The organism is Deferribacter autotrophicus (assembly GCF_008362905.1).
Taxonomy (GTDB): Bacteria; Chrysiogenota; Deferribacteres; order Deferribacterales; family Deferribacteraceae; genus Deferribacter; species Deferribacter autotrophicus.
This window is the reverse complement of record NZ_VFJB01000005.1, coordinates 20771-45404: the sequence shown is the minus strand read 5'-3', so window position 1 is coordinate 45404 and position 24634 is coordinate 20771. Positions and strand designations below refer to the sequence as shown.

The following is a 24634-nucleotide window of genomic DNA, read 5'->3' as shown; positions in this document are numbered from 1 at the left end:
CTAGAAAAAAGGGAATTACAATGGATGTAAAGTTTATACCTTCAATAACTATTCCAGTAATCAACAATAAAACAAGTACAAACAAAACACTTTCAACCAGTAAATTGCGCCTTAAAGGAAAAATTTTGAATATAAGATCTGCAAGAAAAGAGGAACCAGGAAAATATGTTATCACAATCATTGTTAATGATTATATTCAAAACTATTCAGAACTAAGCAAAAAAAATGCTTTAATAATCATCGATTAAAAGGAGGCCGGCCTCCTACCGGCAAAACTCAGTCCATCGCTGGCGTGGTTGTTCCACTACCTGAAGTTAGTTAAGCAAGATATATGCCAATTATACGTAAAATTTCAAAATAGATACACCTGCACCAATAAATACAGTGCCAATTATTTTATAAATAGTAATTTTTTCTTTAAAAAATACATACCCCCAAAAAATACCAAAAATCGTATTAACCTGTCTTAGAGCTGTTGCATAGGAAACATTTACCATTTTTAAGCCATATCTATAAGTTAAAAATGAGAAAAAAAGTACCCCACCCCCAAGAAAAATTTTCCAGACATTTTTCTTAAAATAATCCGCAGAATTACCTTTCACATAATTACGATTAAAGATAAACATATACAGAGTCATGAAAAATGTAAGAGTATATACATACAGAATAAAATTCCCACTACTCACTCCAAGTTTATCAATAATTGCACCCAAAGAATAAGCAAAAGCAGCTAAAAGAGCATATATTATCCCCTTATTTCTTGATATTTTTATATTCTTAATATTACCAATTATAACTACACCAAAAATTATAAAGATTATTCCAATAAAAGAAACAATATCAATTTTCTCCTTCAAAAATAAAACAGCCCATAGCGTAACAAATAAAGGAGAAACAGTAGTTACAGGGTATAATTTACTTATATCATCATAATTATATGCTGTAGATAAAAAAAGGTGATAAAACGTAAAAAATGTCGATGCAATGAATGCAACAAATATAGTAATTTTATCTAAATACAAATAACGTCTAAAAAAAATAACATATGCAAATGAAAAAATGATAAAATTAGCTAAGTGCATATAAAAATTATAAAAATATTTATTATCAGACTTTTTAAGCAATATATTCCATAATGAATGAAAAAGTGCGCTTACTAAAACTAAAGTATAACCAAACATTGCTTTTTATTATTTAATATCACCATTATAGTCAAATGTTATTTTAAAGTTACATAACAAAATAATAGTTATAGATATTTTCAATACACCACTCATATCTTATTGGTATAACAGTTATTTTAATTTCGCATTTTCACCATACATTGCATATTGTATACAATTTTTATATTGACATTATCTATAAAGAGTGATAAAAATAAAAAGTGTTTTATAATAAACGATGATTAAACCTGAGGAGGTACTTATGAGCAAACTTAAGGAAAAATTAGCCAAAAAGATTGAAGAGCACAGACCTAGAACTACCAGGCTTGTAAAAGAATTTGGCGACACAAAAGTATGCGACGTTACTATTTCTCAAGTTATTGGTGGGATGAGAGGGATTAAATGTCTTGTTACAGATATTTCTTACCTTGACCCATATGAAGGAATTAGGTTTCGCGGATATACTATTCCAGAAGTAATGGAGAAGCTTCCAAAGCCAGCAGGTTGCGAAATGCCTTATGTTGAAGGGCATTTTTATCTTCTTTTAACTGGGGAAATCCCAACAGAAGAAGAAGTACAAGAAGTAATCAATGAATTCAAAGCAAGAAAGCAAGTTCCTCAGTATGTATTTGATCTTCTTAGAACAATGCCAAGAGACACTCACCCAATGACAATGTTCTCTGCTGCTATTCTCTCACTTCAGAGAGAGTCCAAGTTCGCTAAAGCTTACGCAGAAGGTAAAATGAATAAATTCAACTACTGGGAATATATGTATGAAGACGTAATGGATCTTCTTGCTAAATTGCCAGAAATTGGTGCTTACATCTACAGGATGAAGTATAAAGGAGATACACCAATCCCATCAAACCCAGACCTTGATTTCGGTGGCGATTTCGCTCACATGATGGGAATTGATAAGCCTTACGATGACGTTATGAGAATGTACTTCATACTTCACTCTGACCATGAAAGTGGTAACGTTTCTGCACATACAACACACCTTGTTGCATCAGCTCTCTCAGATGCTTACTACTCACTTTCAGCAGGATTAAATGGTCTTGCTGGACCATTACACGGTCTTGCTAACCAAGAAGTTCTCAAGTGGATTCAAGATCTTCGTGCAAGATATGGTGATAAAATGCCTACTAAAGAAGATCTTGAAAAATTCTGCTGGGATACTCTTAACAGCGGTCAAGTTATACCTGGTTACGGTCACGCTGTTCTTAGAAAAACTGACCCAAGATACACAGCTCAGAGAGAATTTGCTCTTAAGCACTTACCAGATGATGAGTTGTTCCAAATCGTTAGCATGCTTTATGAAGTGGTACCTGGTGTTCTTGAAAAACATGGTAAGGCTAAAAACCCATGGCCAAACGTTGATGCTCACTCCGGTGTTATTCAGTGGTATTACGGTGTTAGAGAATACGATTTCTACACAGTACTCTTTGGTATCGGTAGAGCTCTTGGTGTTCTTGCTAACATCACATGGGACAGAGCTCTTGGTTACCCAATTGAAAGACCAAAATCTGTTACAACAGATATGCTTGAAGAAATTGCTGGAATTAAAAAGTAATAATACAAAAGGTGCCCGAATGGGCACCTTTTTTTATTTTTTAACTGAAAAATCTTAATCAATTAATGTCCCTAAAAAATAAAAAGTAAATAAACCGTAGAGATTGACCATCTTAACACCTCTACTCACAGAAATTACATCCACCAACCTTGAACCTAAGGATGTTTGCACAATAGATAAATAAATACGGTGAATGCATAACTATATGCTTAACATATTGATAATAATGAGATTGCTTCGCTAACGCTCGCAATGACATGGACTTGCCTGTCATTGCGAGGAGCAGTAGCGACGAAGCAATCTTTAATTTATCAATGAGTTATAAGAATATTGAGCCACTTTTGTGCAATATCCTCAACCCGTGGAATAAGGCTTATGCTGACATTTTCTGGAAGAATGGGTATAAGTTCCATGCTTGATAAGTAAAATTTTGAAGCGTCATATTCCACGGGTTGAACATTGAACTTTGAACATTAAATTATTGAAGTATCATACCATCATAAGAAGCAATCGTATGTGAAAAGTGTTTTCTAGCCTTTATTACTATCTCATCTATATAACAATCAATATAATCTGGATTATGATGAAATAATACTAAATTTTTAGATTTGCTTTTCTTTGCAAATTTAGCCCCATATTCAAAAGTAGAATGCCCCCAACCTGTTTTATCGATACCATCCCTCTCTCCTAAAAAATCGCCTGGAGTATAGGTGGTATCATAAATCAAATAATTTACACCACTTGCAGCTTCAATTAAAATATCATCCTTTTCGGTCCCATGTTCAAAGTCAGTAGCATAAAGACACTTAAATTTTGAATTTCCAATTAAAAACATACTTGCTCCATTTGGATGATTACCAGGAAAAGGGATAATTTCATATCTACCAAACGAATACTTACTATTATAATCAATTTTTATTATTGATAAATTACAGTTCAATTTTTCATGCGATACTGGGAAAAAAGGTTCCTTAAATAAATACCTTATGAAATCTGAAGTATCCAAATCATCTTTATCATCAATATAAATAAAAATATCTATATTTTCTTTATAAAAATATGAGAAAAGAGGTAGCCCCATAATATGATCCCAATGAAGATGTGATAGAAATATATGAATCCGTTTAAAATCTTTGATAGTATTAATTTTATAAATACCAGTCCCTGCATCAAAAATAATAGCAGTATCATCAACTCTTGCAAACAGAGATGGTGTACACCCTCCATATTTTACATATTCATAACCTGATACAGGAATTGTACCTCTGCTTCCAAGAATTGTTAACATTCTTTAATCCTTTTAATAAGTGTTGCTTTATTCCCTTTTTCATTATAAACAATTTCATCAAAATACATCTTGGCAATTAGAATGCCTCGTCCATGTAATTTTAATAAATCATCATCATCAAACTGATTTGAAATACTTTTTGTATCAAAACCTTGCCCCATATCTTTTATTACAACTTTAAAAATTTCAGAATTTATTTCCATCATCAAACTAACATATCTATCTTTAAATCTATCATCTAATAATCTTTGTTTCAAAAATTCTAAATAAGTACCATTTTCAGTTTCTTCAAACTTCTTATCTCCGCTTATCTCAAGATTTCCGTGCTCAATGGCATTTGTCAATATTTCTGAAATACCTATTCTCAATTTCTGAATATCTGATATTTTAAAAAAATAAATTAATTCTCTAGTTAAATTATACACAATTTTATCAATATTAAAAATATCGTTGTGTATGATACACTCTTTTTTAATAAAAGTTGGTTTTGCAGCAATATTAAATGTTTCTAAAATTCCTCCATGATAAATTACATCAACCAAACCCCGTAAGCAAACATCATTAAAATCTTTTGATAGCTGATAGCATGATGTTGTGCTACCACATTTTGTAAGGTCCCCAACTAAAACTAATGGCACTCCAATTTTTAAATTAGATAAATTTTCATCAAATTCATCAGTCATAATCATTATCCAGCTATGATCCGCATTATTCAATTTATCTATGGAATCAATATCTATAAATTCAAAACATTCATTTTCACAAAACTCTTTAATTTTTTCTTTATTGTATTTGAATTTGTTGAAATAAACGCCTATCTTTTTCATAGAATTAGTATATCAAAAAATAAATTTTTTGTAAACAATACACCTTTGCAAACTCAATTTTACTTGATAAATACTTGTATTTTTAATAATTTAATATAATGTACCATTGATTAAGGAGGTGAAAATGATAGATAAAAAAATCTTTCGTCAATACGACATCAGAGGTATTTTTCCAGACAACTTCAACAAAGAAACAATCAAGCAAATTACTAACACTTTCGCTTATCAGTTAATAAAAAAAGTTAAAAAAGAAAATCCTACTGTTACCATAGGAAGAGATGTTAGATTATCATCTGATGAACTCTTTGAAGGAGCAAAAGAAGGTTTACTTGATGCCGGTGTAAATGTAATCGATTTGGGAAGATGCCCTACCCCAGTTACCTACTTTAGTGCATTTCATTTAAACTCCGATGGGTTTATCATGATTACAGGAAGTCACAACCCCCCTGAATACAACGGAATGAAATTTGGCATAGGAAAAGAGACTTACCACTCTGAACTGATAACATCTATCTATGATGATATTATTAAATACGGTTACAGAAAATCTGCAAATAAAGGTAATTTTTCTTCATACGATATCGTTTCTACTTATATAGAATGGATGAATAACCATTTCTCAGAATTAAAAGAGAAAATTTCAAAACTTCAAAGGAAAATAAAAATTGTTATAGATGCTGGAAACGGCGTAGCTTCAAAAGTTGCTCCAAAAATATTTAAAAATTTAGGTGTAGAAGTAGTAGAACTTTACTGTGAAGAGGACGGAACCTTCCCAAATCATCACCCTGACCCCACTGTTGAAGAAAACCTTGTTGATCTTATTAATACTGTAAAAACAGAGAAGGCTGATTTTGGAATAGGATATGATGGTGACGCAGATAGAATCGGTGTAGTAGATGAAAAAGGAAGTATTATCTGGGGTGATATGCTTTTAATCATTTATGCTAAAGAATTGAAAAAATACTACTCAAAACCAAAAGTTATTGCAGATGTGAAAGCTTCTCAAGTGCTGTTTGATTACCTTGAAGAAATAGGTGCTGAACCAATCATGTGGAAAACAGGCCACTCATTAATTAAAGATAAATTAAAAGAAACCAACGCTGAATTAGCTGGTGAAATGAGTGGTCATATCTTCTTCAATGACAAATATTTTGGGTATGATGATGCCATCTATTCTTCAGTAAGATTTTTAGAAGCATACGTTAACAGACTTATCGACAATGAAATAAAAGTCTGCTCAGACTTATTAAAAGATATACCAAAAGTTTATAACACTCCCGAAATAAGATTTGATTGCCCTGAAGAGAAAAAATTTGAGATAGTGAACAAATTAACAGAACTATTCAAACAATACAAAAATGAAGGAAAATATGGCATTAAAAATATTATAGATACTGACGGTATAAGGGTAGTTTTTGATGAAGGATGGGGATTATTAAGAGCAAGTAATACACAACCTGTATTAGTGATGAGATTCGAAGCAGCCACTAAAGAAAAAATGTTAGAATATCAGAAAATAATTGAATCAGAGTTGAATAAACTTATATAAAAAAAGCGGCCAATGGCCGCTTTTTTGTTTAACTAAATTTAATATTAAGATAATATTAAGCTACACTATTTTTAAGAGCTTGCAATCTTTTTGCAAGTCTTGAAACTCTTCTTGCTGCCTGGTTTTTATGAATAACACCTTTTGATTGAACTTTATAAATTACTTTTACCACTTCATTAAAACGCTTTTCAGCTTCTTCAAAATTTCCTGACTCTACTGCTGTAAGAAATTTTTTAGTAAAAGTTTTCATCATTGATTTGTAAGACTTATTTCTCAATCTTCTTCTTTCATTTTGTCTAATTCTTTTCTTTGCAGATAATGTATGCGCCATCCTTCACCTCATATTTTTTTAAACAAGTGGGAGTAATAACAAAAAACTAAACTTTAGTCAAGCAGTTTATACACAATTTAAAAAGAAGGTGGTGTCCCTACCCAAAAAGCTTTAGCATGCTTATTTGTTTTATTTTTAATCTTATGAGGTAAATTCGAACTAAAGTATATCGATTCACCTTCATGCAACACATACTCAGTATTACCGATAATTACAGTAATTTCACCTTCTAACACATACCCAAACTCTTCACCAACATGATTGTAAAAATTTGAGCCAGTTTCAGAGTTTGGTCCCATTTCTAAAATTAATGGTTCTAACTTTCTATTAACCAACTTGTTTGCAAGAAAATAAATATCAATATTTTTGTTATGTAAAACCTTATAATCATCGTAACTAAACTTATAAACGACATTTCTTTCATCTTCAAACAGTTCACTTATAGTAATCCCCAAAGCAAAACATATTTTTTTCAATGATGCAATGGACGGTGAATTTTTACCATTTTCAATCTGACTAATAAAACTTTTTGTAAACCCTGTCTTTTGAGACACATCCTCAAGGGTCATGCCCAATCTCTTTCTTATTTCTCTTAATTTTGCACCATAACTCATTTTATCACCTTGCCTTTTTTTATTTTTTCAATTATATATTAAATTTATAATAAAAAGTCAAGAGGTTAGTTAAATAATATGCTGTATATTTTAAGCGTGATATCAACGGTTTTTGTTACTTTAGTTTATTTTTCTTTAAAATCTAAAAATATTTCTTATATCCCAGATATAATTATAACCTCTTATTTATTTATACTGACTTTTTTTATAATTAAGAAATTAAAAGAAACAGAATCAGAACTTAAAAATAAAATCGAAGCCTTAAATACAACCACTAACGAATTAAAAACATCTAATGAAGAGTTACAAGCTTTAAATTTACAACTTTTAAAATCAAAAAAAGAATACGAAAAACTCGCAAATTATCACAACAATATACTAATAAATATGAACCATGAACTAAAAACTCCTTTAAATTCTATTATTGGATTTACCACTTTGCTAATAAACGATTATGAGAGTCTTAGTAAAGAGGATATTATCAATTCTTTAAAGCTGATAGATGAATCAGCAAAACGTCTTAATCTTATGTTGTCAAATATTATTAATTTATCAAAACAGCCTAGCGGAGATATTGAAAGTGAAAAAAAATGCGGCTCATGCAAATATGTTATAGAATCATTAATATCTACAATAAAAGGATTAATAAAAAGCAATATGAAAGTAGTTTTTAATTATAATCTACCTGACACCTTACCAGATGTCATTTATGACGAAAAAATTGTTAATAATATTTTGTTAAATATCGCTTTAGCCTCAGTCATTAGCACAGAAAAAGGTGTCATAGAACTCCAAATTCAAAGTGACCCAGATTTTCTCATCATAGAAATAACTGATACAGGAAAACCTTTTAATCTGGATAAAGTTAAAAATTATTTCTTAACAAAATCAACGGATATAAATACAAATGAACCAGAATACAAACTTTTTCTATCTAAGCAATTAGCAATAAATAATAATATAGATTTAATACTTGAAAATACACAATTTGGTAATAAATATATCTTAAAGTTAAAAAGGTGCTAAATGGAAAACGTTAAGAAAAGACTTAAATTAAAGCCTGTTCTTGGCAAAAATGTTTTTATTGCTCAAGATGCAACAATTATTGGTGATGTTGAACTTGGAGATGAATCAAGCATATGGTTTCATGTAACAATTAGAGCAGATGTAAATTTTATAAAAATAGGAAAATTTTCAAATATTCAAGACAATTCAGTTATTCATGTCACACTTAACAAATACCCTACTATTATTGGTGATTACGTAACTATTGGTCATAGCGCCACATTACATGGTTGTACTATAAAGAATAATTGCTTAATAGGAATTGGCGCTATAATAATGGACAACAGTATTATTAATGAAAACAGTATTGTAGCTGCTGGAACTCTTATCCCACCAAATAAAACTTTCCCTCCTAATGTATTAATAAAAGGTTATCCTGGAAAAGTTGTAAAAGAACTTTCTGAAGAAGAAATTAAAAGTATTACTGATTATGCTTTAAGATATAAAAAATATAAAGATATTTATTTAGCTAATTTCTAAATATAAAGTTATTTTTGTAAATTACGTAACTTTTGCACATCCAGCTTTTTCATTCTTACACTTAAAATCTTTGAAGAACCTCTATCAATACTTTCAGCATAATGAGGAATCTTAGAGCTAAAAGCAATAGAGTCCCCTTCCTCAAGTTCAATAATATCATTATTTAGATACAACCTTATCTTACCGTCTAGAATATACATAAATTCATAACCTTCATGACTAAAAAGTTTCTTATGAGTATCACCAGGCTTTATTGTAACTACAAATGTTTCAAAAAGATCATTATTTTTAATATGAGCAAGCTCCTCATAAAGATATCCATGCTTTGCACCTTCTCTAAAAACAAACTTGCGATCCTTCTTTTTAACAACATAATAATCTTTATAATTTATTTCTTCATCAAAAAAGTAAGTCATTTTTACATTTAACACTTTAGCAATCTTTGCCAATGTAGTAATTGGTGGAGTAACTACATTATTTTCAATTTGAGAAATAAGAGCTTTTGAAAAACCTGTAAAATTTGCTACATCCTGTAATGTCATACCACGTTCTGTTCTTAACTTTCTTATTCTTTCACCAATATTAATATCAAATTCTTCCATGACGCACCGTTAAAACCTATTTTAATTTGTTTAGTTTTACTTAATTATCTTAAACTTGTCAACAAAAAATTAATTCTCAAACCTAGTTTAAAGAGTGTTTTGATATTTCATTATCTTATGTTATAATAATTAAAAAATAAAGGAAGACAAATAATTTAATGTTTAACAAAAAAGAATTCATAAAAGAAGAAACTTTTTTAAACCAAAAAGTCTTATTTGTAAATTTAAAAAAATTAAATAGTGATGCAAAAATAGAAAAGCTCCCTTTTACAATAAGAATTCTTTTAGAAAATTTATTAAGAAATTTTGATGGAAATATTGTTAACAATGATCATATTGAATATCTATTAAATTATGATCCATTATGTAAAGAAAAAATTGAAATTCCTTATTTTCCCTCTAGAATTTTAATGCAAGATTTTACCGGAGTTCCATTTGTGGTTGATCTTGCAGCCATGAGGGATGCTGCAAAAGAGCTCGGTAAAAATCCTGAAACCATTAATCCTGTGGTTCCTGTAGATCTAATAATAGATCATTCCGTTCAAATTGATTATTTTGGAACAAAGGATTCGTTAAATTTAAATGTAAAAAAGGAGTACGAAAGAAATAGTGAAAGATACCAAGTATTGAAATGGGCACAAGTTAGTTTTAATAATTTCAGTGTTATTCCTCCAAATAATGGAATTTGCCATCAGGTTAATCTCGAATATCTATCTAAACCTATAAGATTATCTAAAACAAATGGTGAACTTTTCGCTTTTCCCGATACCGTAATAGGTACCGATTCTCACACACCTATGGTAAATGGTATAGGTGTTTTATCGTGGGGTGTGGGAGGAATTGAAGCTGAAGCAGTAATGCTTGGGCAACCCTACTATATGAGTATACCGCAAGTAATAGGGATAAATCTTATTGGTAAGGTCAATCCAGGTGTCACTGCTACAGATTTAGTCCTCAATATTACCGAGTTTTTAAGAAAATATGGTGTAGTTGAGAAGTTTGTAGAGTTTTTTGGTGAAGGCATGAAAGAGCTCTCTGTTCCTGATAGAGCAACCATTTCTAATATGAGTCCCGAAAATGGTTCTACGGTTACATACTTTCCAATGGATGAAAAGACTGCAGAATACCTTGTTTTAACAAACAGAGAAAACGAAGCAAAAATCATGATAAATTATACAAAGCAGAATTTACTATTCGCTGAAAATTGGGATAATGTAATTTACTCTAATGTTTTAGAATTTGATCTTTCCAATGTGAACCCCTCCATTGCAGGACCATCAAGACCTCATGATAAAATATTTTTATCTGACGTAAAAAACAAATTTATGAACATCTTAAATGGCAAAAAAAAGAAAGTTGAAATTACTTTAAGAGGAGAAAAGCTTACTATTGAAGACGGTTCCATTGTCATAGCGGCTATTACGTCCTGTACCAACACATCAAACCCAAAAGTAATGCTTGGGGCAGTACTTCTTGCCAAAAAAGCTGTAGAATATGGACTTCAAGTCAAACCCTTTGTTAAAGCCTCTTTAGCTCCTGGCTCAAAAGTAGTCACAGATTATCTTAAAAAATCCGGACTTCTACCGTATCTGGAAGCACTCAAATTCCACATCACAGCTTATGGTTGCACCACCTGTATTGGTAACAGTGGACCATTAATAAAAGAAGTTGAAGACGCAATAGATACAGGAGGACTAACTGTAGCTTCTGTTTTATCAGGTAATAGGAATTTTGAAGCAAGAATCCATAACAAAGTTAGAACAAACTTTTTGGCTTCCCCCATTCTTGTTGTGGCGTATGCCATTGCAGGAAGAATCGACATTAACTTTGAGGATGAACCTTTAGGATACGATCCAAACGGCAGACCAGTATTTCTTCAAGATATTTGGCCATCCAATGAAGAAATAGATAATTTAATCTCTCAGGTAATCACTTCAAATGACTATAAAAAAGAATATAAAAAAGTATTTGAAGGTGATATAAATTGGCAAAATCTACGAGTTAAATTTTCCTCCACCTTTCAATGGAATGAAAATTCCACTTATATTAAAAAACCTCCATATTTCGATAACTTTACACTAGCAGTTGATGAGCCGAGTGATATAAAAAATGCAAGAATACTTCTATTGCTGGGTGATTCTGTTACTACAGATCACATTTCTCCAGCCGGTGCTATCAGAAAAGATTATCCTGCAGGTAAATATTTAAAAGAAAATGGGGTTACCGTAGATAAATTTAACACCTACGGCTCCAGAAGGGGTAACCATGAAGTTATGATTAGAGGCACTTTTGGCAATGTTAGAATTAAAAATAAACTGGTTGCACCAAAAGAAGGAAGTTTCACAATAAAATTTCCAGAAAATAAAGAGATGTTTATATACGATGCCGCAATGAAATATATGGAAGAAAACATTCCTTTAGTTGTGTTTGCTGGTAAAGAATACGGGACTGGCTCATCAAGGGATTGGGCAGCCAAAGGTACAGTGTTGCTTGGAATAAAAGCTATAATAGCAGAGTCTTTTGAAAGAATACATAGAAGTAATTTAATCGGTATGGGTGTGTTGCCTATTCAATTTTTACCGGGAGATAATTATGAAAAATTAGGAATAAAAGGGGATGAAACAATAAGTATTATCGGAATAAATAATCTTTATCCACAAAAAAAAGTTAAAATTGTTGCAGAAAAACCGGATAAAAACAGAATTGAGTTTGAATGTGTAGTAAGGCTCGATACGGAAATTGAAGTAAAATATTTCAAACATGGTGGGATATTACCATATGTTTTAAGAAAATTTATAAATTAAAAAAGGAGGACTTATGTTTACGTTAAAAAGAGATGATGCAGTTTTAGTAGTTGTGGATATTCAAGAAAAACTTGTTAAAGTTATGCCTGAAAAAGTTTATGAAAAAATTAAAAAAAATGTAAAAATTCTTCTTGAAGCTGCCAAAATATTAAATATCCCTGTTATTTATACCCAACAATACACAAAAGGACTAGGTGAAACTGTAAGTGAACTAAAGCAGTATTTAGACGATAGCCACGTGGAAAAACTCACCTTTTCTTGTTGTAAAGAGCAAACTTTTTTAGACAAATTAAAAGCTACAGGTAAGAAGAGTGTTATTCTTACCGGAATGGAAGCTCATATTTGTGTGCTACAAACAGCTATAGATCTCATTGAAAACCAATATAACGTTTTTACGGTAGCTGATGCAGTTTGTTCAAGACTTAAAGACAATTGGAAATTCGGTTTAGAATATATGAGAGATGCTGGTGCTAAAATAACTGTAGTTGAAACTGTTCTGTTTCAACTGCTAGAGCGTTCTGACGCTAATGAATTTAAAGAAGTTCAAAAACTAATCAAATAAAAAAGCCAGGTTTTACCTGGCTTTTTTAATCAGCTATAACTTCTTCTATAATTTGGTTTAACATCAGTGTCTACAGGTAACGTTTTCTTCCTTGGTATTATTAAAAAATATTATAAACCACGATGTTACAATCTATACCAAATTACTTTTCTTCAGGCAAAGTTCTAACTTTCACAAAATGTTTGCTAAACAAATCTTTTGCCAAAGACCTGATATCATCAATACTCACACTTTCTATATTTTTTTCATAATCCAAATAATAATCTTTAATTTCATGAGTAAAAGAATAGCCTATATCATTTGCCTCAGAACTCGCCTTTTCCCTTTGAAATAATAGCTGTGCAACAAGTCTTTTTTTGGCTTTGTCTACATCCTTTTCAAATATTTTTCCATTTTTCAAATCATTAATAACATTCCAGAGTTCTTTTTCACTTTCTTCTAATTTATCAGGCAAACAGGTCAAATAAAATGTAAAGCTACCATCATACTTAAGCCCCATATAGCCACCATACACGGATGTAACCAACTGCTTTTCATATTTAAGTCTTTGATTTAGCAGAGAAAACTCACCACCTGAAAGCACTTCCGTTAAGACCTCAGCTGCATAAATTCTCTTATCTGTTAGAGGGAAAGCTTTAAAACTAAGCGCCATATATACCTGAGAAACTTTTTTATAAAAATCTTTTTCAATATTTCTATCAAGCTTTACAGGATTAAACGTCTTCTGTTTTCCCGCTTTTACCGGCTTTCTCAAATTAAAATATCTATTAGCTAATTTTTCTACTTTATCTTTAGAAATATCACCCACAACCACAAGAGTCATATTTTTAGGATGATAAAAATGGTTGTAATAATCAAATAGTGTATTTTGATTAAATGACTCGATGTTTTCTTCGGTTCCAATAACTTCCATTGAATATGTCGTACCTTTGTATAAATAATTTGATAAGGCTACCCACATATCATAAGTAGGAGAATCATACTTTCTTCTAATCTCCTGGATAACTACGGGCTTCTCCTTTTCTATCTCATCAGGTAAAAATTTTGCTTTAAAAACCATCTCACTAATCACATCAAATGCCAACTCCGCATTTTTTGAAGGAATTGTAATATAATAAAATGTATAATCTTTACTTGTAGCAGCATTCATCAATCCACCATGAGATTCAACTATCTCATCAATTTGCGATGGTTTATATTTTTCAGTCCCTTTAAAAACCATATGTTCCAAAAAATGTGCAATGCCGTTATTATCTTTGTATTCATTTCTCGAACCTGTTTTCATCCATAATTGCACAGACACAATTTTTATATCCTTCATATATTTGTAAGCTACAGTAACACCGTTTTGTAATTTAAAAATATCAACAGCCAAAGCACTCCCTCCATAAATAATCGTAAATATTAAAATATATAAAATATTTTTCATATTTCACCTCTACCAACATCAGAAAACCAATTTTGTTTTATGATAAATATTTTATATATTAGTTCAACAAAAATTTACAATTGTTACTTTTAAATTCTAATTTTATAGAATATAAATATACTATGTGCATTTATGCATTTGCTGTAAACCCAAATAAAAATTATAAATTTATTTTAGTAGGAAACAGAGACGAATTCTACGACCGGAAAGCTTTGCCAGCTCATTTTTGGAAAGAATACCTCAATCTTTTAGCAGGTAAAGATTTAAAAGAACAAGGTACTTGGCTAGGTATCACAAAAACAGGGAAAATCGCCTTTTTAACAAATTACAGAAATCCTACTTTAATAAAACACAATGCACCTTCAAGAGGGTTTATTGTAAAAAATTTTCTAACTTCTGATGTGCCCATTCAAAAATATGCCACTGAACTTTACTCAAGAAAAGATATTTACAACGGTTTCAATCTTGTATTCGGCACTATCAATGACTTATATTATTACTCAAATATCGGTGGATTAAATAAAATTAACGAAGGGACACATACTCTAGGTAATGCCTTTCTCGATACTAAATGGCCTAAATGTAAAAAATTAGAAAATTATCTGAATACGATACTATACTCTGATAAAATAGACTTAAACACCATATTCAACTATTTGGAAGATGAAACTAAAGCAGATGATAGTGAGCTACCAGACACTAAAATTGGCTACGAAAAAGAAAAACTATTATCTTCTATTTTTGTAAAATCAGATACTTACGGAACTATTTTTTCTTATTTCATTTATGTGAATAAAGACAATCAGGTCTTTTTTGCAGAAAAAGACCAACTCTCTAATAAAATTACAACCTATAAATTCACTATAAACAAATATAGCCCCTGAAATCAGGGGCTATTAAAAATCATTTTAAACTTTCACACTCTTGCAATTTAAATTCATTTACAATTTGCTGCAATTTTTTAGCTAACTCTTTCAACATCTCTGCTTGGTTGTGATTTTCTTGAGCAATAGAGGTATTTTCTTGTGCAATCGTAGCAATCTCAGCCATATTATTTAAGATTTCCTGGCTCGTAGCTGATTGCTGATCCACAGCAGATGCCACTGCAGTTATTTTATCAGCCACATCCAAAACACCATTAATAATTTCTTCAAGGCTCATCTTAAGGTTACCCACAAGCATAGAACCTTCTTCTGCCAATCTAGCACCCTTATCCATATGTACTACAGATGATTTTACTTCAGATTGAATTGATTTAATCATTTCGTCTATTTCTCCGGTAGCTTTAGCCGTTCTTTCTGCCAATTTTCTCACTTCATCAGCAACTACCGCAAACCCCCTACCATGTTCACCTGCTCTTGCAGCTTCAATGGCTGCATTGAGGGCAAGCAAATTTGTTTGATCTGCAATATCTGAAATAACCTGTAAAATCTCACCTATTTGTTCAGATGATTTGCCAAGCTCTTTCATCTTTTCGGCAGATGTTATTACCGTCTCAGAAAGATTTGTAATACCCTCCACTGTTTCATCAATTACCTGCCTACCAGTTTCTGCCGCACCCTTTATCCCTTCTATTTCATTACTCACTTCTTCTAGATTCTGAGAAATTTCAGTAATTGTCGCTGTCATCTCTTGCATAGCTACTTCTACAGAAGATATCCTTTCAGCTTGAGTATCGGCACCTGAAGTCATTTGATTACTCGATGCAGCCAGAACCTCAGCTGACTGCCCCACATCCTTAGTTGAAGCATTAACTTCACATAACGCTTTATTCATTTGATCAATCATATTATTTACATTAATTATAATCCTACCAATCTCATTTTTACGCTTCACTGCTAACTTTTGCGTCAAATCCCCTGATGCAATTTTCTGAAACAATCCCTCAAGTTCATCAATTGGATTAATAACATTGATTTTAAACACAAGTCTTAAAACAACTAGTAACACCAAAACAACAATTATACTAACAATGGAAAAATTTAATATAGCTGACTTTACTATATGCCCCAAAAACTCATCTTCATAACTTCCACCAGCAATAATCCAGTCTCTGGGAGCATAATAAGTGTAAGCCACTATTTTATACTTACCTTCCCATTTATAACGAATAACTCCATTTTTATTTTTAATCATTTCTTTAGCAAAATCATATTTATAAACACTTTTCCCTTCAAATTTTTTCGATGGATGTACAACAAGAAGCCCTTTTGAATTCATTATGTAATAATAGCCAGTCTTACCTATTTTTAACGTCTTAATACTTTTCTTAATATCATTTAAAATTTCATCCTGTACTTTATTAGCAATTTCCATTAATTCATTTTCTGGAATTGTTAAAACAATTATCCAATCAAGTTGTGGAAGGTATCTAAAAGCCGCATAAACTTTTGGATGATTCGGATCTGTACTCCTTTCATAAACAATCACCCCATTCTTTTCCTCTAACATTTGATCAATATGTTTTTTCCCTTTCAAATTTGTCCCCTGTTTTGTGGGGTGAACTACCAACGTACCATTAGAATCCAAAGCATATGCATAACCGCTTGTACCGATTCTTGTTTGCAATATCTCTGTAGATAACTGAAATTTAATTACTGTAGGGGTCATCCCCACAGAAGTATATGTAGAATAAAGCTTTGTAATCGTACTTTTTAACGCTTGAGCTCTTTCGGTCAAATCAAATAAAGCATTTTCTTCTATCTCCTCTTTAATTTCTTGTGTTGTCTTGTCTGTAGAGTTTAGAAAATCTTTGATAGTCTTAACTTCAGCAGATAATTGTTCACTAATTTCGTGTGTGAAATGTTCTTTGACATTGTTAATTACAAAATATCCAGTAATGAAAAATCCTAATACAAGAATCAACACCAAAAAAATAAAAATTTTTGTAGATATATTCATATCAGCCCAAAACCTTTTTGAAATCTGCTCTTTTGACATCAATCACCCCATAAACCCACTGTTTATATATTTATTAATCGTTTAATAAATTAAAAAACTTTAGTACTTTTTTTTAATAATGGAAATCCCATTTCTTCTCTTGATTTTAGATATTTTTCAGCACACATTTTGGCAAGATTTCTTACCCTTGCAATATATCCTGTCCTTTCTGTAACAGATATGGCATTTCTTGCATCAAGCAAGTTAAATGTATGACTACACTTAAGACAGTAATCGTAAGCTGGAAGAGGAAGATTTTTCTCAGCTAATCTAATACACTCTTTTTCATACATATTGAATAAAGTAAAGAGCATATCAGTGTCAGCTTCTTCGAAATTGTATTTAGAAAACTCCACTTCATTTCTGTGATATACATCCCCATAGGTTACATTTTCATTCCATTTTAAATCAAATACAGAATCAACCTTTTGAAGATACATTGCAATCCTCTCTAAACCATAAGTAATTTCACCAGAAACAGGATCAAGATCTATCCCACCAGCTTGTTGAAAATAAGTAAACTGAGTAATTTCCATACCATCAAGCCACACTTCCCAACCAAGCCCCCAGGCTCCAAGTGTAGGTGATTCCCAGTCATCTTCTACAAATCTGATATCGTGCTCCAAAGGCTCTATCCCTAAATATCTCAAACTATCAAGATATATTTCCTGAATATTATCGGGAGACGGTTTTAATATTACTTGAAATTGATAATAATGCTGTAATCTATTGGGATTTTCACCATATCTACCATCTGTTGGTCTTCTACTAGGCTCTACATAAGCCACATTCCAAGGCTCAGGTCCAAGACATCTTAAAAATGTAGCAGGATTAAAAGTCCCTGCTCCTACCTCTATATCGTACGGCTGATAAATAATACACCCTCTTTCAGCCCAAAATTGTTGAAGTTTTAAAATTACATCCTGAAAATACATACGACTAACCTCCAAAAAATAATGATAATGCTTACAGAAAATTCATTGAAAAATCAACATAAAATAGAGATACTAACATAATCTCAAAATCCTTTTAAACCATATTAACCTATTTTTGTAACGTTTTTTGCTTCCTTAAAAACCTCCATGAATAGCGATTCAAGGGCAGAATAATACAAAATCTTTCCTCAATATGAAAGACAAAACATTTAACAGTTTCACATATATCATTTTAAAAGTATATCAAAAAGTTGTGTACCTAAACAGAAAAAACTAAGTAACATTAAGAAATAAAAACAAGCAAATAATAATCTGGCGTCACCTCATTTTTTACAAATAATCCTATTGAGGAAATACATTTTTCTCAACTTATTTCAGATTAACTAATTGATAACCATAAAAATAATTCTCCTGCTTATAAAAAATTTGGGTGATATCAAAAGGATAGTAAACTTACTAAAAAAAATAAAATAATGTGAGCCAGTTATATAATAAACTGGCTCACAACTTTAAAATACTTATCTGTTTTTTCTTCTTGCGTTAGCAATAAGAGGAAGTGAATTTAGTTTTATGAAACCTGTAGCATCGGATTGATTATACGCTCCCAAATCATCATCCATAGACACAAGCAGTTGATCGTAAAGAGAGTACTTTGACTCTCTACTTACAATCGTAATATTTCCCTTATACAATTCAACTGTTACTTTACCTGTAACATATTTTTGAGACTCTTCTACAAATGCTCTCAAACAATCCATCTCACTACTAAACCAGTATCCAGCATACACTAAATATGCAAATCTTGGCATCAAAGTATCTTTTAAATTTATCAAACTTCCCTCAAGGGTAAGCCCTTCAAGATCTCTATGAGCAGCCATTAAAATAGTGCCACCAGGGGTTTCATATACTCCTCTTGACTTCATCCCCACAAATCTACTCTCCACTATATCGACTCTACCCACACCATGTTTACCACCTAATTCGTTAAGCTTTTTAAGTAAATTTGCAGCACTTAACCTCTCTCCATTTACCGCAACAGGAACACCCTTTTCAAATTCTATTTCCACTTCCTCAGGTGTTTCAGGTGCATCTTTAGGATCAACAGATAGTTCAAACATATCTTTTGGTGGCCTCATAGCAGGATCTTCCAATATACCGGCCTCAAAGCTTATATGCATCAAGTTTTCATCGGAACTCCAAGGCTTATCCTTGGTAGCCTTTACAGGAATCCCGTATTCAGCAGCAAAATCCATTGCTTCCTGACGTCCCTTAATTTTATTAAAAAATTCAGGTATTCTCCATGGAGCAATCACTTTCAAATCCGGAGCAAGAGCAGCCACTGAAAGCTCAAATCTTACCTGATCATTCCCCTTTCCGGTTGCACCATGTGCTACGAATTTTGCACCTGTTTTCCTTGCTATTTCTACCATCCCTTTTGCAATAACAGGTCTCGCAAGAGATGTTCCAAGCAGATATCTTCCTTCGTATACAGCATTGAATTTTATAGAGGTAAATACAAAGTCTCTAACAAACTCCTCTTTCAAATCAAGAATGTAAAACTCTTTAGCTCCAGATTTGTATGCTTTTTCCTCTAGAGCTTCCAAATCATCTCTTTGTCCCAAATCAGCAACATAAGCTACTACATCATACCCTTGCAAATCCAACCATTTCAAAATAACTGATGTATCAAGCCCTCCTGAATACGCTAAAACAACCTTATCTCTACTCATTCTATAATTCCTCCTTTAACTATTATACTTAGCCATTTTTAGGCATTATTATCAAACTGCTCAAATAACCACTTCATAATAGCTTTTTGGGCATGTAATCTATTCTCTGCTTCATCAAAAACTATTGAAAACTCAGACTCAAAGACATCTTCCGTAACTTCTTCACCCAGATGAGCAGGTAAACAGTGCATAAAATATGTTTTTTTACCCGTTGCAGCCATTAAATCCGAATTAACCTGGTATTTCATAAAAACTTTTTTACGCTCTTCAGCCTCATCTTCAAACCCCATACTTGCCCATACATCGGTATATATGAAATCAGCATTTTTTACTGCTTCATAAGGGTCAAAGGTTATCTCAACGATAGAACCTGTTTCGCTAGCTATTTCTTTTGCTTTAGCCACAACTTCCGATAAGCATTGATACTGCTCTGGTGTTGCAATAGATATATCAATACCAAATTTCGCACAGCCAAGCATTAATGAATGGGCCATATTATTACCGTCCCCTACATAAGCCAACTTAACTTTCTCATATTTACCCATTTTTTCATAAATAGTCATAATATCAGCCATCACCTGGCATGGATGAAATTCATTTGTTAATCCGTTTATAACAGGGACAGAAGCATATTTTGCAAACTCCTCTATCCTGCTATGCTCAAAAGTCCTTATCATCACCATATCTACATATCTTGATAGTGTCCTTGCAGTATCTTTAACACTTTCGCCTCTGCCAAGTTGAATATCGTTTTTACTTAAAAACAGAGGATATCCTCCCATTTCCACTACACCAACTTCAAAAGAAACTCTTGTCCTCGTAGAAGATTTTTCAAAGATTAAAGCAACTTTTTTATTTTCAATATATCTTCTAAAAATTCCATTTTTTCGTTCTTCTTTTAATCTCAAAGCATCAGAAATAATATTTTTCAATTCTTCTGAGCTAAAATCCATTAATGTCAAAAAATCTCTTTTCACTTTTACCCCCACAATCTTTCTACAACTCTTTTTAGTTTATCAATACACTCATCAATTTCTTCATAACTTACAATTAATGAAGGATACAACCTAACAACATTATCACCAGCAGGAACACAAAGTAAATATACCTTATAACATTCATTTATAAAATCAGTATTACTTACACCCTTTAAAGAAACTCCAAGCAATAGTCCTTCACCTCTTACTTCACCTTTATTATAAAATAACTCCTTTAATTTTAATCTAAAATAAGCACCTTTTTTCTTAACATTTTCTAATAATTCATCATCAACAAGTTCTAAGACTTTTTTTCCTACAGCACAAGCCAAATAATTCCCACCAAAGGTCGAAGCATGGGTCCCAGGAGTAAAATATTCTGCAAACCTTTCCTTTGCTATCATTGCACCAATAGGAACACCATTTCCAAGCCCTTTTGCAAGTGTCATAACATCTGGTTCAACACCATATAATTGATAAGCAAATAAATAACCTGTTCTCCCTATACCTGTTTGCACCTCATCAAAAATTAACAACATATCCATCTTATCACACAATTCTCTCACTTTTTGTAAATAAGCCCTATTTGCAGCTATAAGACCACCCTCACCCTGAATTGGCTCTAACATCACAGCCACGACATCTTCATTTTTAACAACCTCATAAAGAGCATCATAATCATTAAAAGGAACAGACACAAAAAAATCCAGTATTGGTTCAAAACCTTTTTTTACTTTATCCTGCCCTGTAGCAGAAAGTGCAGCAAATGTACGCCCATGAAAAGAATTTATCATTGTAACAATCTTGTATTTTACGCCATCATATTTTTTATTCCCATAGATTCTTGCAAGTTTTATAGCTGCCTCATTGGCTTCTGCTCCTGAATTACAAAAAAATACTTTACCACCGAAACTTCTTTTAGAAATCAGCTCTGCTAGTTCTTCCTGAACCGGTATTCTATAAAGATTTGATGTATGTAACAATTTCTTTGCTTGCTCACAAATAACTTTACTAATCTCACTGTTTCCATGTCCAAGATTTGTAACGGCTATACCTGAAGCAAAATCAAGGTATTTATTTCCTTTTTTATCAAAAAGATATGAACCTTCACCTTTCACAAATTCAAGTTCGTACCTGTTATAAGTGTTCATTACGTAGCTCATCTAACACCTCCAGCAAAACCTATATAATATAAAAGGTGAAAATTATAAAGTTTTTTATGTTAACCATTAAATGTTTTTTCAAATAATTGTTGAATTAATAATTTAATTTGCTAGAATCCCGAAATGAGCAATTGGAAAGAGGTATAAATGGTTGCTGAAAATATAGTTTTTTACAGTACAGAAGAAATAATAAATAAATTCATAAACGATTTAAGGTTTGAGCTAATTTATAAAGAAAGTCTCTTCCTGTTAGAAATTAAAAACACTACCTTTCTACCAACTCTTAATTCTTTTAAAATACTCAATTCTTCAGCCATTACTGGGATAAAAACCATAGCCTTTTACCATAAAATACCTAACATTAACGAAATTCATTTAATAAAAAGCCCATTTATAATTATTTCTAGAAAGCTTCCTGATACTATTCAGTTACCCACTATATTTATTAAAAGAATTAATTTATTAACAAAACATTTAATGCTTGCTTACAAATTGTCAGCAGAAACAAAGCTCCCTGTCAATGTAGTAATATCTCCCTCTATTTTAAACAACATCACTAAAGAGACTGAAATAGAACCAGAACACACAGTTATCAAACCTTACTTAACTATGAATAATTTGGAGTTACCAAATAGAGAAGAACTTTTGGAGCACTTTCAACTAGCAGAAACCATATTGAACCAAGAATTTAAAAATCATGGAATCTCAGATACTGTCTCATTTTACAATCATAATTTTGAATTTTTACCTTATTTGATACCTCATATAAAAAATAATTATCTAATAAATCTTGAAAATCTGAAAAATATCCACATCTTTCAAAACGAACTACAATTTTTTGAAAACTTGATACATAGTTTTGGTCTTAAAATTCATTTTAATATATTATCAACTAATAGAGAAGTAACTGTAAAACAATACTTTTGCCCAGGTTGCCCCTTTGTCAGTATTAAGGAATTGCTAAACAACGATTTATTTGTATTTAGCAGCATCAGATGTGACGTAATATATGACGTTTTTAATCTGAAACATTTATCATTTTCAGAATATTATGGGCTTACTTTAAAACCTCTGCAAAAAGATACACTCTTTATAGGAAACATTTCTGAAATAAACCATAACCTTGTTAACAGTCTAAAACCACATCAAAGAGTAATTCTTTTTCAAGACACGAATGATGATATTTGTGTATCAATACCAAAAATTAAAAAATTAAAAAAATTACCTTCATCCAGCTTTATTTTTCCCTATTCATGCGAAAATATCCCAAAGCAAAAATCTTTAACCATCAAAGAGAAAAAATGTAAATGTCTTTTATCAAACAAACCACCAGTATGTATAGAAAAATCGAGTTGTCCTGCATTGTTTGAAAAAGACAACAAAAAAATATCCATTAATGATTCACTTTGTGTTGGATGTGCATACTGTAAATCTTTTTGTCCATATGGAGCGATAAAATGAATGTTATAATAACTTTTTATTACCTAAACAAAAATCTTTTTTCAGAAATTTTACCAATCTTGATTGAAACATTTGAAAATGCGGATTATCTTATTGAAACTTACGGACTAAACAATACAACCCCTTCTTTACCTCACTCTTTTTCATTAAAATTACAAGGAAGTAATAAGAAAGAATTTAAATCTTTCATAATTGATATGGATAACACATTAACAGATAACACATTAAATCCATCGACTTTAAAAATAAATCTACTTAATAACAACTTACACTATTGGAGTATAGCCGGTAGTTTAGTAAAATCGTTCCCAGATGCATCACCTGCTTTTTTTACAGGTTATCTTACAGATAAAAATAAAAAAGACGAACTGTTACTTTTTAATAGTTCAAAACCTCTTTCAAGCCTAATGAAACTTCATCAAATATAATTGCCTGAAACTTGTATATATCAATATCACTCTTTTTCCACTCATCAAATGGTAATCCAGCTTTCATACATGTATATGATAAAAATTCATATTTATCCCATCCATGTTGCACTGCCACCTGTGGTAACAAAACACCTCTAAAAAAACCTTTAACAACATAAAGTCCGTCTTTTCCTACAACAATTTCTTCAATATCTCTTACTCTTTGCATCGGGGTCAAAACAGAAATTTCTATATCAATCTTTTCAAGCTCATCCCGTCTTAAAGGTGCAAATCTGGGATCGCTAAAAGCAGCCTCTATCGCCATATCCCTAACGTTGAAAACAATATTTATGTCATTTCTAAAATTACCTATACAACCCCTTAAATTCTTATTTTCATCATGTAAAGACACAAAACAGCCTGACTGAAAATTTAATTCATCAGGGATATCTTTAGGCTCAAAAAGTTTTCCTTTAAACTTCTCTTCAATACTCTTTCTTGCTACCATTAATAAATATTTTTTTGATTCTTCACTCAAACTATTCATAACAAACCTCCTGTGGAAAACCTGTTGAGTTTTAACAATATATTTTCTCCTAAACAATAAGAAGTTACATTTTTGCGTTTTTTTAATTTATATATCAGATAGTTACATATTTTACCTTAAAATTCAATATTAAATTGTCAATATTTTTTTATTAAGAAGATATTGTGGAATCTTTGTGTATAAA

At 31.3% G+C, this 24634-nt stretch carries 23 protein-coding genes; 10 read left to right on the top strand and 13 right to left on the bottom strand.

The annotated features are described in order from the left end of the window. Positions 1–20 precede the first annotated feature (20 nt). Positions 21–248 (top strand): hypothetical protein, encoded by a 228-nt coding sequence (locus FHQ18_RS06135; RefSeq protein WP_149266288.1) that lies wholly within the window; start codon positions 21–23, stop codon positions 246–248. A 90-nt stretch (positions 249–338) separates the two neighbouring features. On the opposite strand, the gene FHQ18_RS06130 is transcribed toward FHQ18_RS06135, so the two are convergent. Beyond that, positions 339–1181, bottom strand: coding sequence for a DMT family transporter (locus tag FHQ18_RS06130; protein ID WP_149266287.1), 843 nt, complete (start codon positions 1179–1181; stop codon positions 339–341). A gap of 244 nt (positions 1182–1425) precedes the next feature. Here FHQ18_RS06130 and FHQ18_RS06125 point away from each other — a divergent pair, with 244 nt between their 5' ends. Next, entirely contained in the window at positions 1426–2736 is a 1311-nt protein-coding gene (locus FHQ18_RS06125; protein ID WP_149266286.1) for a citrate (Si)-synthase, read from the top strand. Positions 2737–3214: 478 nt separating this feature from the next. Here FHQ18_RS06125 and FHQ18_RS06120 read toward each other — a convergent pair whose 3' ends face one another. Together FHQ18_RS06120 and FHQ18_RS06115 are read right to left on the bottom strand one after the other, a co-directional pair. After that, positions 3215–4024, bottom strand: a complete 810-nt coding sequence (locus tag FHQ18_RS06120; protein WP_149266285.1) for an MBL fold metallo-hydrolase — start codon at positions 4022–4024, stop codon at positions 3215–3217. Beyond that, the gene (locus FHQ18_RS06115) at positions 4018–4851 is read right to left on the bottom strand and encodes an ATP-binding protein (protein ID WP_149266284.1); all 834 of its coding nucleotides are present in this window, start codon (positions 4849–4851) and stop codon (positions 4018–4020) included. Before FHQ18_RS06115 ends, FHQ18_RS06120 begins: the two co-directional genes overlap by 7 nt. A gap of 124 nt (positions 4852–4975) precedes the next feature. On the opposite strand from FHQ18_RS06115, the gene FHQ18_RS06110 reads away from it, so the two are divergent. Continuing rightward, entirely contained in the window at positions 4976–6400 is a 1425-nt protein-coding gene (locus FHQ18_RS06110; RefSeq protein ID WP_149266283.1) for a phosphomannomutase/phosphoglucomutase, read from the top strand. 55 nt (positions 6401–6455) lie between these two features. Here FHQ18_RS06110 and rpsT read toward each other — a convergent pair whose 3' ends face one another. Both rpsT and FHQ18_RS06100 read right to left on the bottom strand, forming a co-directional pair. Further along, positions 6456–6731: a 30S ribosomal protein S20 gene (gene rpsT, locus FHQ18_RS06105; RefSeq protein WP_149266282.1), complete on the bottom strand. Its 276-nt coding sequence runs from the start codon at positions 6729–6731 to the stop codon at positions 6456–6458. 77 nt (positions 6732–6808) lie between these two features. After that, positions 6809–7345, bottom strand: a complete 537-nt coding sequence (locus FHQ18_RS06100) for a helix-turn-helix domain-containing protein (protein WP_149266281.1) — start codon at positions 7343–7345, stop codon at positions 6809–6811. A 78-nt stretch (positions 7346–7423) separates the two neighbouring features. On the opposite strand from FHQ18_RS06100, the gene FHQ18_RS06095 reads away from it, so the two are divergent. Continuing rightward, complete coding sequence (locus FHQ18_RS06095; protein ID WP_149266280.1) at positions 7424–8371, top strand: sensor histidine kinase; 948 nt, start codon at positions 7424–7426, stop codon at positions 8369–8371. Next, positions 8372–8890: a gamma carbonic anhydrase family protein gene (locus FHQ18_RS06090; protein WP_149266279.1), complete on the top strand. Its 519-nt coding sequence runs from the start codon at positions 8372–8374 to the stop codon at positions 8888–8890. It abuts the gene before it with no gap. An 8-nt stretch (positions 8891–8898) separates the two neighbouring features. On the opposite strand, the gene FHQ18_RS06085 is transcribed toward FHQ18_RS06090, so the two are convergent. Then, positions 8899–9492: a helix-turn-helix domain-containing protein gene (locus FHQ18_RS06085; protein WP_149266278.1), complete on the bottom strand. Its 594-nt coding sequence runs from the start codon at positions 9490–9492 to the stop codon at positions 8899–8901. A gap of 158 nt (positions 9493–9650) precedes the next feature. On the opposite strand from FHQ18_RS06085, the gene acnA reads away from it, so the two are divergent. Then, the gene (gene acnA, locus FHQ18_RS06080; RefSeq protein WP_149266277.1) at positions 9651–12296 is read left to right on the top strand and encodes an aconitate hydratase AcnA; all 2646 of its coding nucleotides are present in this window, start codon (positions 9651–9653) and stop codon (positions 12294–12296) included. A 13-nt stretch (positions 12297–12309) separates the two neighbouring features. Then, positions 12310–12858: a hydrolase gene (locus tag FHQ18_RS06075; protein WP_149266276.1), complete on the top strand. Its 549-nt coding sequence runs from the start codon at positions 12310–12312 to the stop codon at positions 12856–12858. A 142-nt stretch (positions 12859–13000) separates the two neighbouring features. Here the strand turns inward: FHQ18_RS06075 and FHQ18_RS06070 are convergent, their stop codons facing one another. Next, on the bottom strand, positions 13001–14287 hold the full coding sequence (locus FHQ18_RS06070; protein ID WP_149266275.1) for a M16 family metallopeptidase: 1287 nt from the start codon (positions 14285–14287) through the stop codon (positions 13001–13003). A gap of 122 nt (positions 14288–14409) precedes the next feature. Between FHQ18_RS06070 and FHQ18_RS06065 the strand changes: the two genes are divergently transcribed. Beyond that, positions 14410–15171, top strand: a complete 762-nt coding sequence (locus tag FHQ18_RS06065; RefSeq protein WP_149266274.1) for an NRDE family protein — start codon at positions 14410–14412, stop codon at positions 15169–15171. 19 nt (positions 15172–15190) lie between these two features. Here FHQ18_RS06065 and FHQ18_RS06060 read toward each other — a convergent pair whose 3' ends face one another. The 5 genes from FHQ18_RS06060 to FHQ18_RS06040 form a co-directional block, all read right to left on the bottom strand. Next, a complete protein-coding gene (locus FHQ18_RS06060) occupies positions 15191–17227 on the bottom strand; it encodes a methyl-accepting chemotaxis protein (RefSeq protein ID WP_149266273.1) in 2037 nt (678 codons plus the stop codon). Between the two features lie 50 nt (positions 17228–17277). Further along, complete coding sequence (glyQ, locus tag FHQ18_RS06055) at positions 17278–18162, bottom strand: glycine--tRNA ligase subunit alpha (RefSeq protein ID WP_149266272.1); 885 nt, start codon at positions 18160–18162, stop codon at positions 17278–17280. 518 nt (positions 18163–18680) lie between these two features. After that, on the bottom strand, positions 18681–19892 hold the full coding sequence (locus FHQ18_RS06050; RefSeq protein ID WP_149266271.1) for an argininosuccinate synthase: 1212 nt from the start codon (positions 19890–19892) through the stop codon (positions 18681–18683). Positions 19893–19930: 38 nt separating this feature from the next. Beyond that, entirely contained in the window at positions 19931–20869 is a 939-nt protein-coding gene (gene argF / locus FHQ18_RS06045) for an ornithine carbamoyltransferase (RefSeq protein ID WP_149266270.1), read from the bottom strand. 2 nt (positions 20870–20871) lie between these two features. Continuing rightward, positions 20872–22032, bottom strand: a complete 1161-nt coding sequence (locus FHQ18_RS06040; RefSeq protein ID WP_149266269.1) for an aspartate aminotransferase family protein — start codon at positions 22030–22032, stop codon at positions 20872–20874. A gap of 147 nt (positions 22033–22179) precedes the next feature. Between FHQ18_RS06040 and FHQ18_RS06035 the strand changes: the two genes are divergently transcribed. Continuing rightward, entirely contained in the window at positions 22180–23493 is a 1314-nt protein-coding gene (locus FHQ18_RS06035) for a ferredoxin family protein (protein ID WP_149266268.1), read from the top strand. Then, complete coding sequence (locus tag FHQ18_RS06030) at positions 23490–23921, top strand: hypothetical protein (protein ID WP_149266267.1); 432 nt, start codon at positions 23490–23492, stop codon at positions 23919–23921. The genes FHQ18_RS06035 and FHQ18_RS06030 overlap by 4 nt, the downstream gene beginning before the upstream one ends. Here FHQ18_RS06030 and amrA read toward each other — a convergent pair. Further along, the gene (gene amrA, locus FHQ18_RS06025; protein ID WP_149266266.1) at positions 23872–24450 is read right to left on the bottom strand and encodes an AmmeMemoRadiSam system protein A; all 579 of its coding nucleotides are present in this window, start codon (positions 24448–24450) and stop codon (positions 23872–23874) included. The two genes, FHQ18_RS06030 and amrA, sit on opposite strands and share 50 nt — an antisense overlap. Positions 24451–24634: the final 184 nt, after the last annotated feature.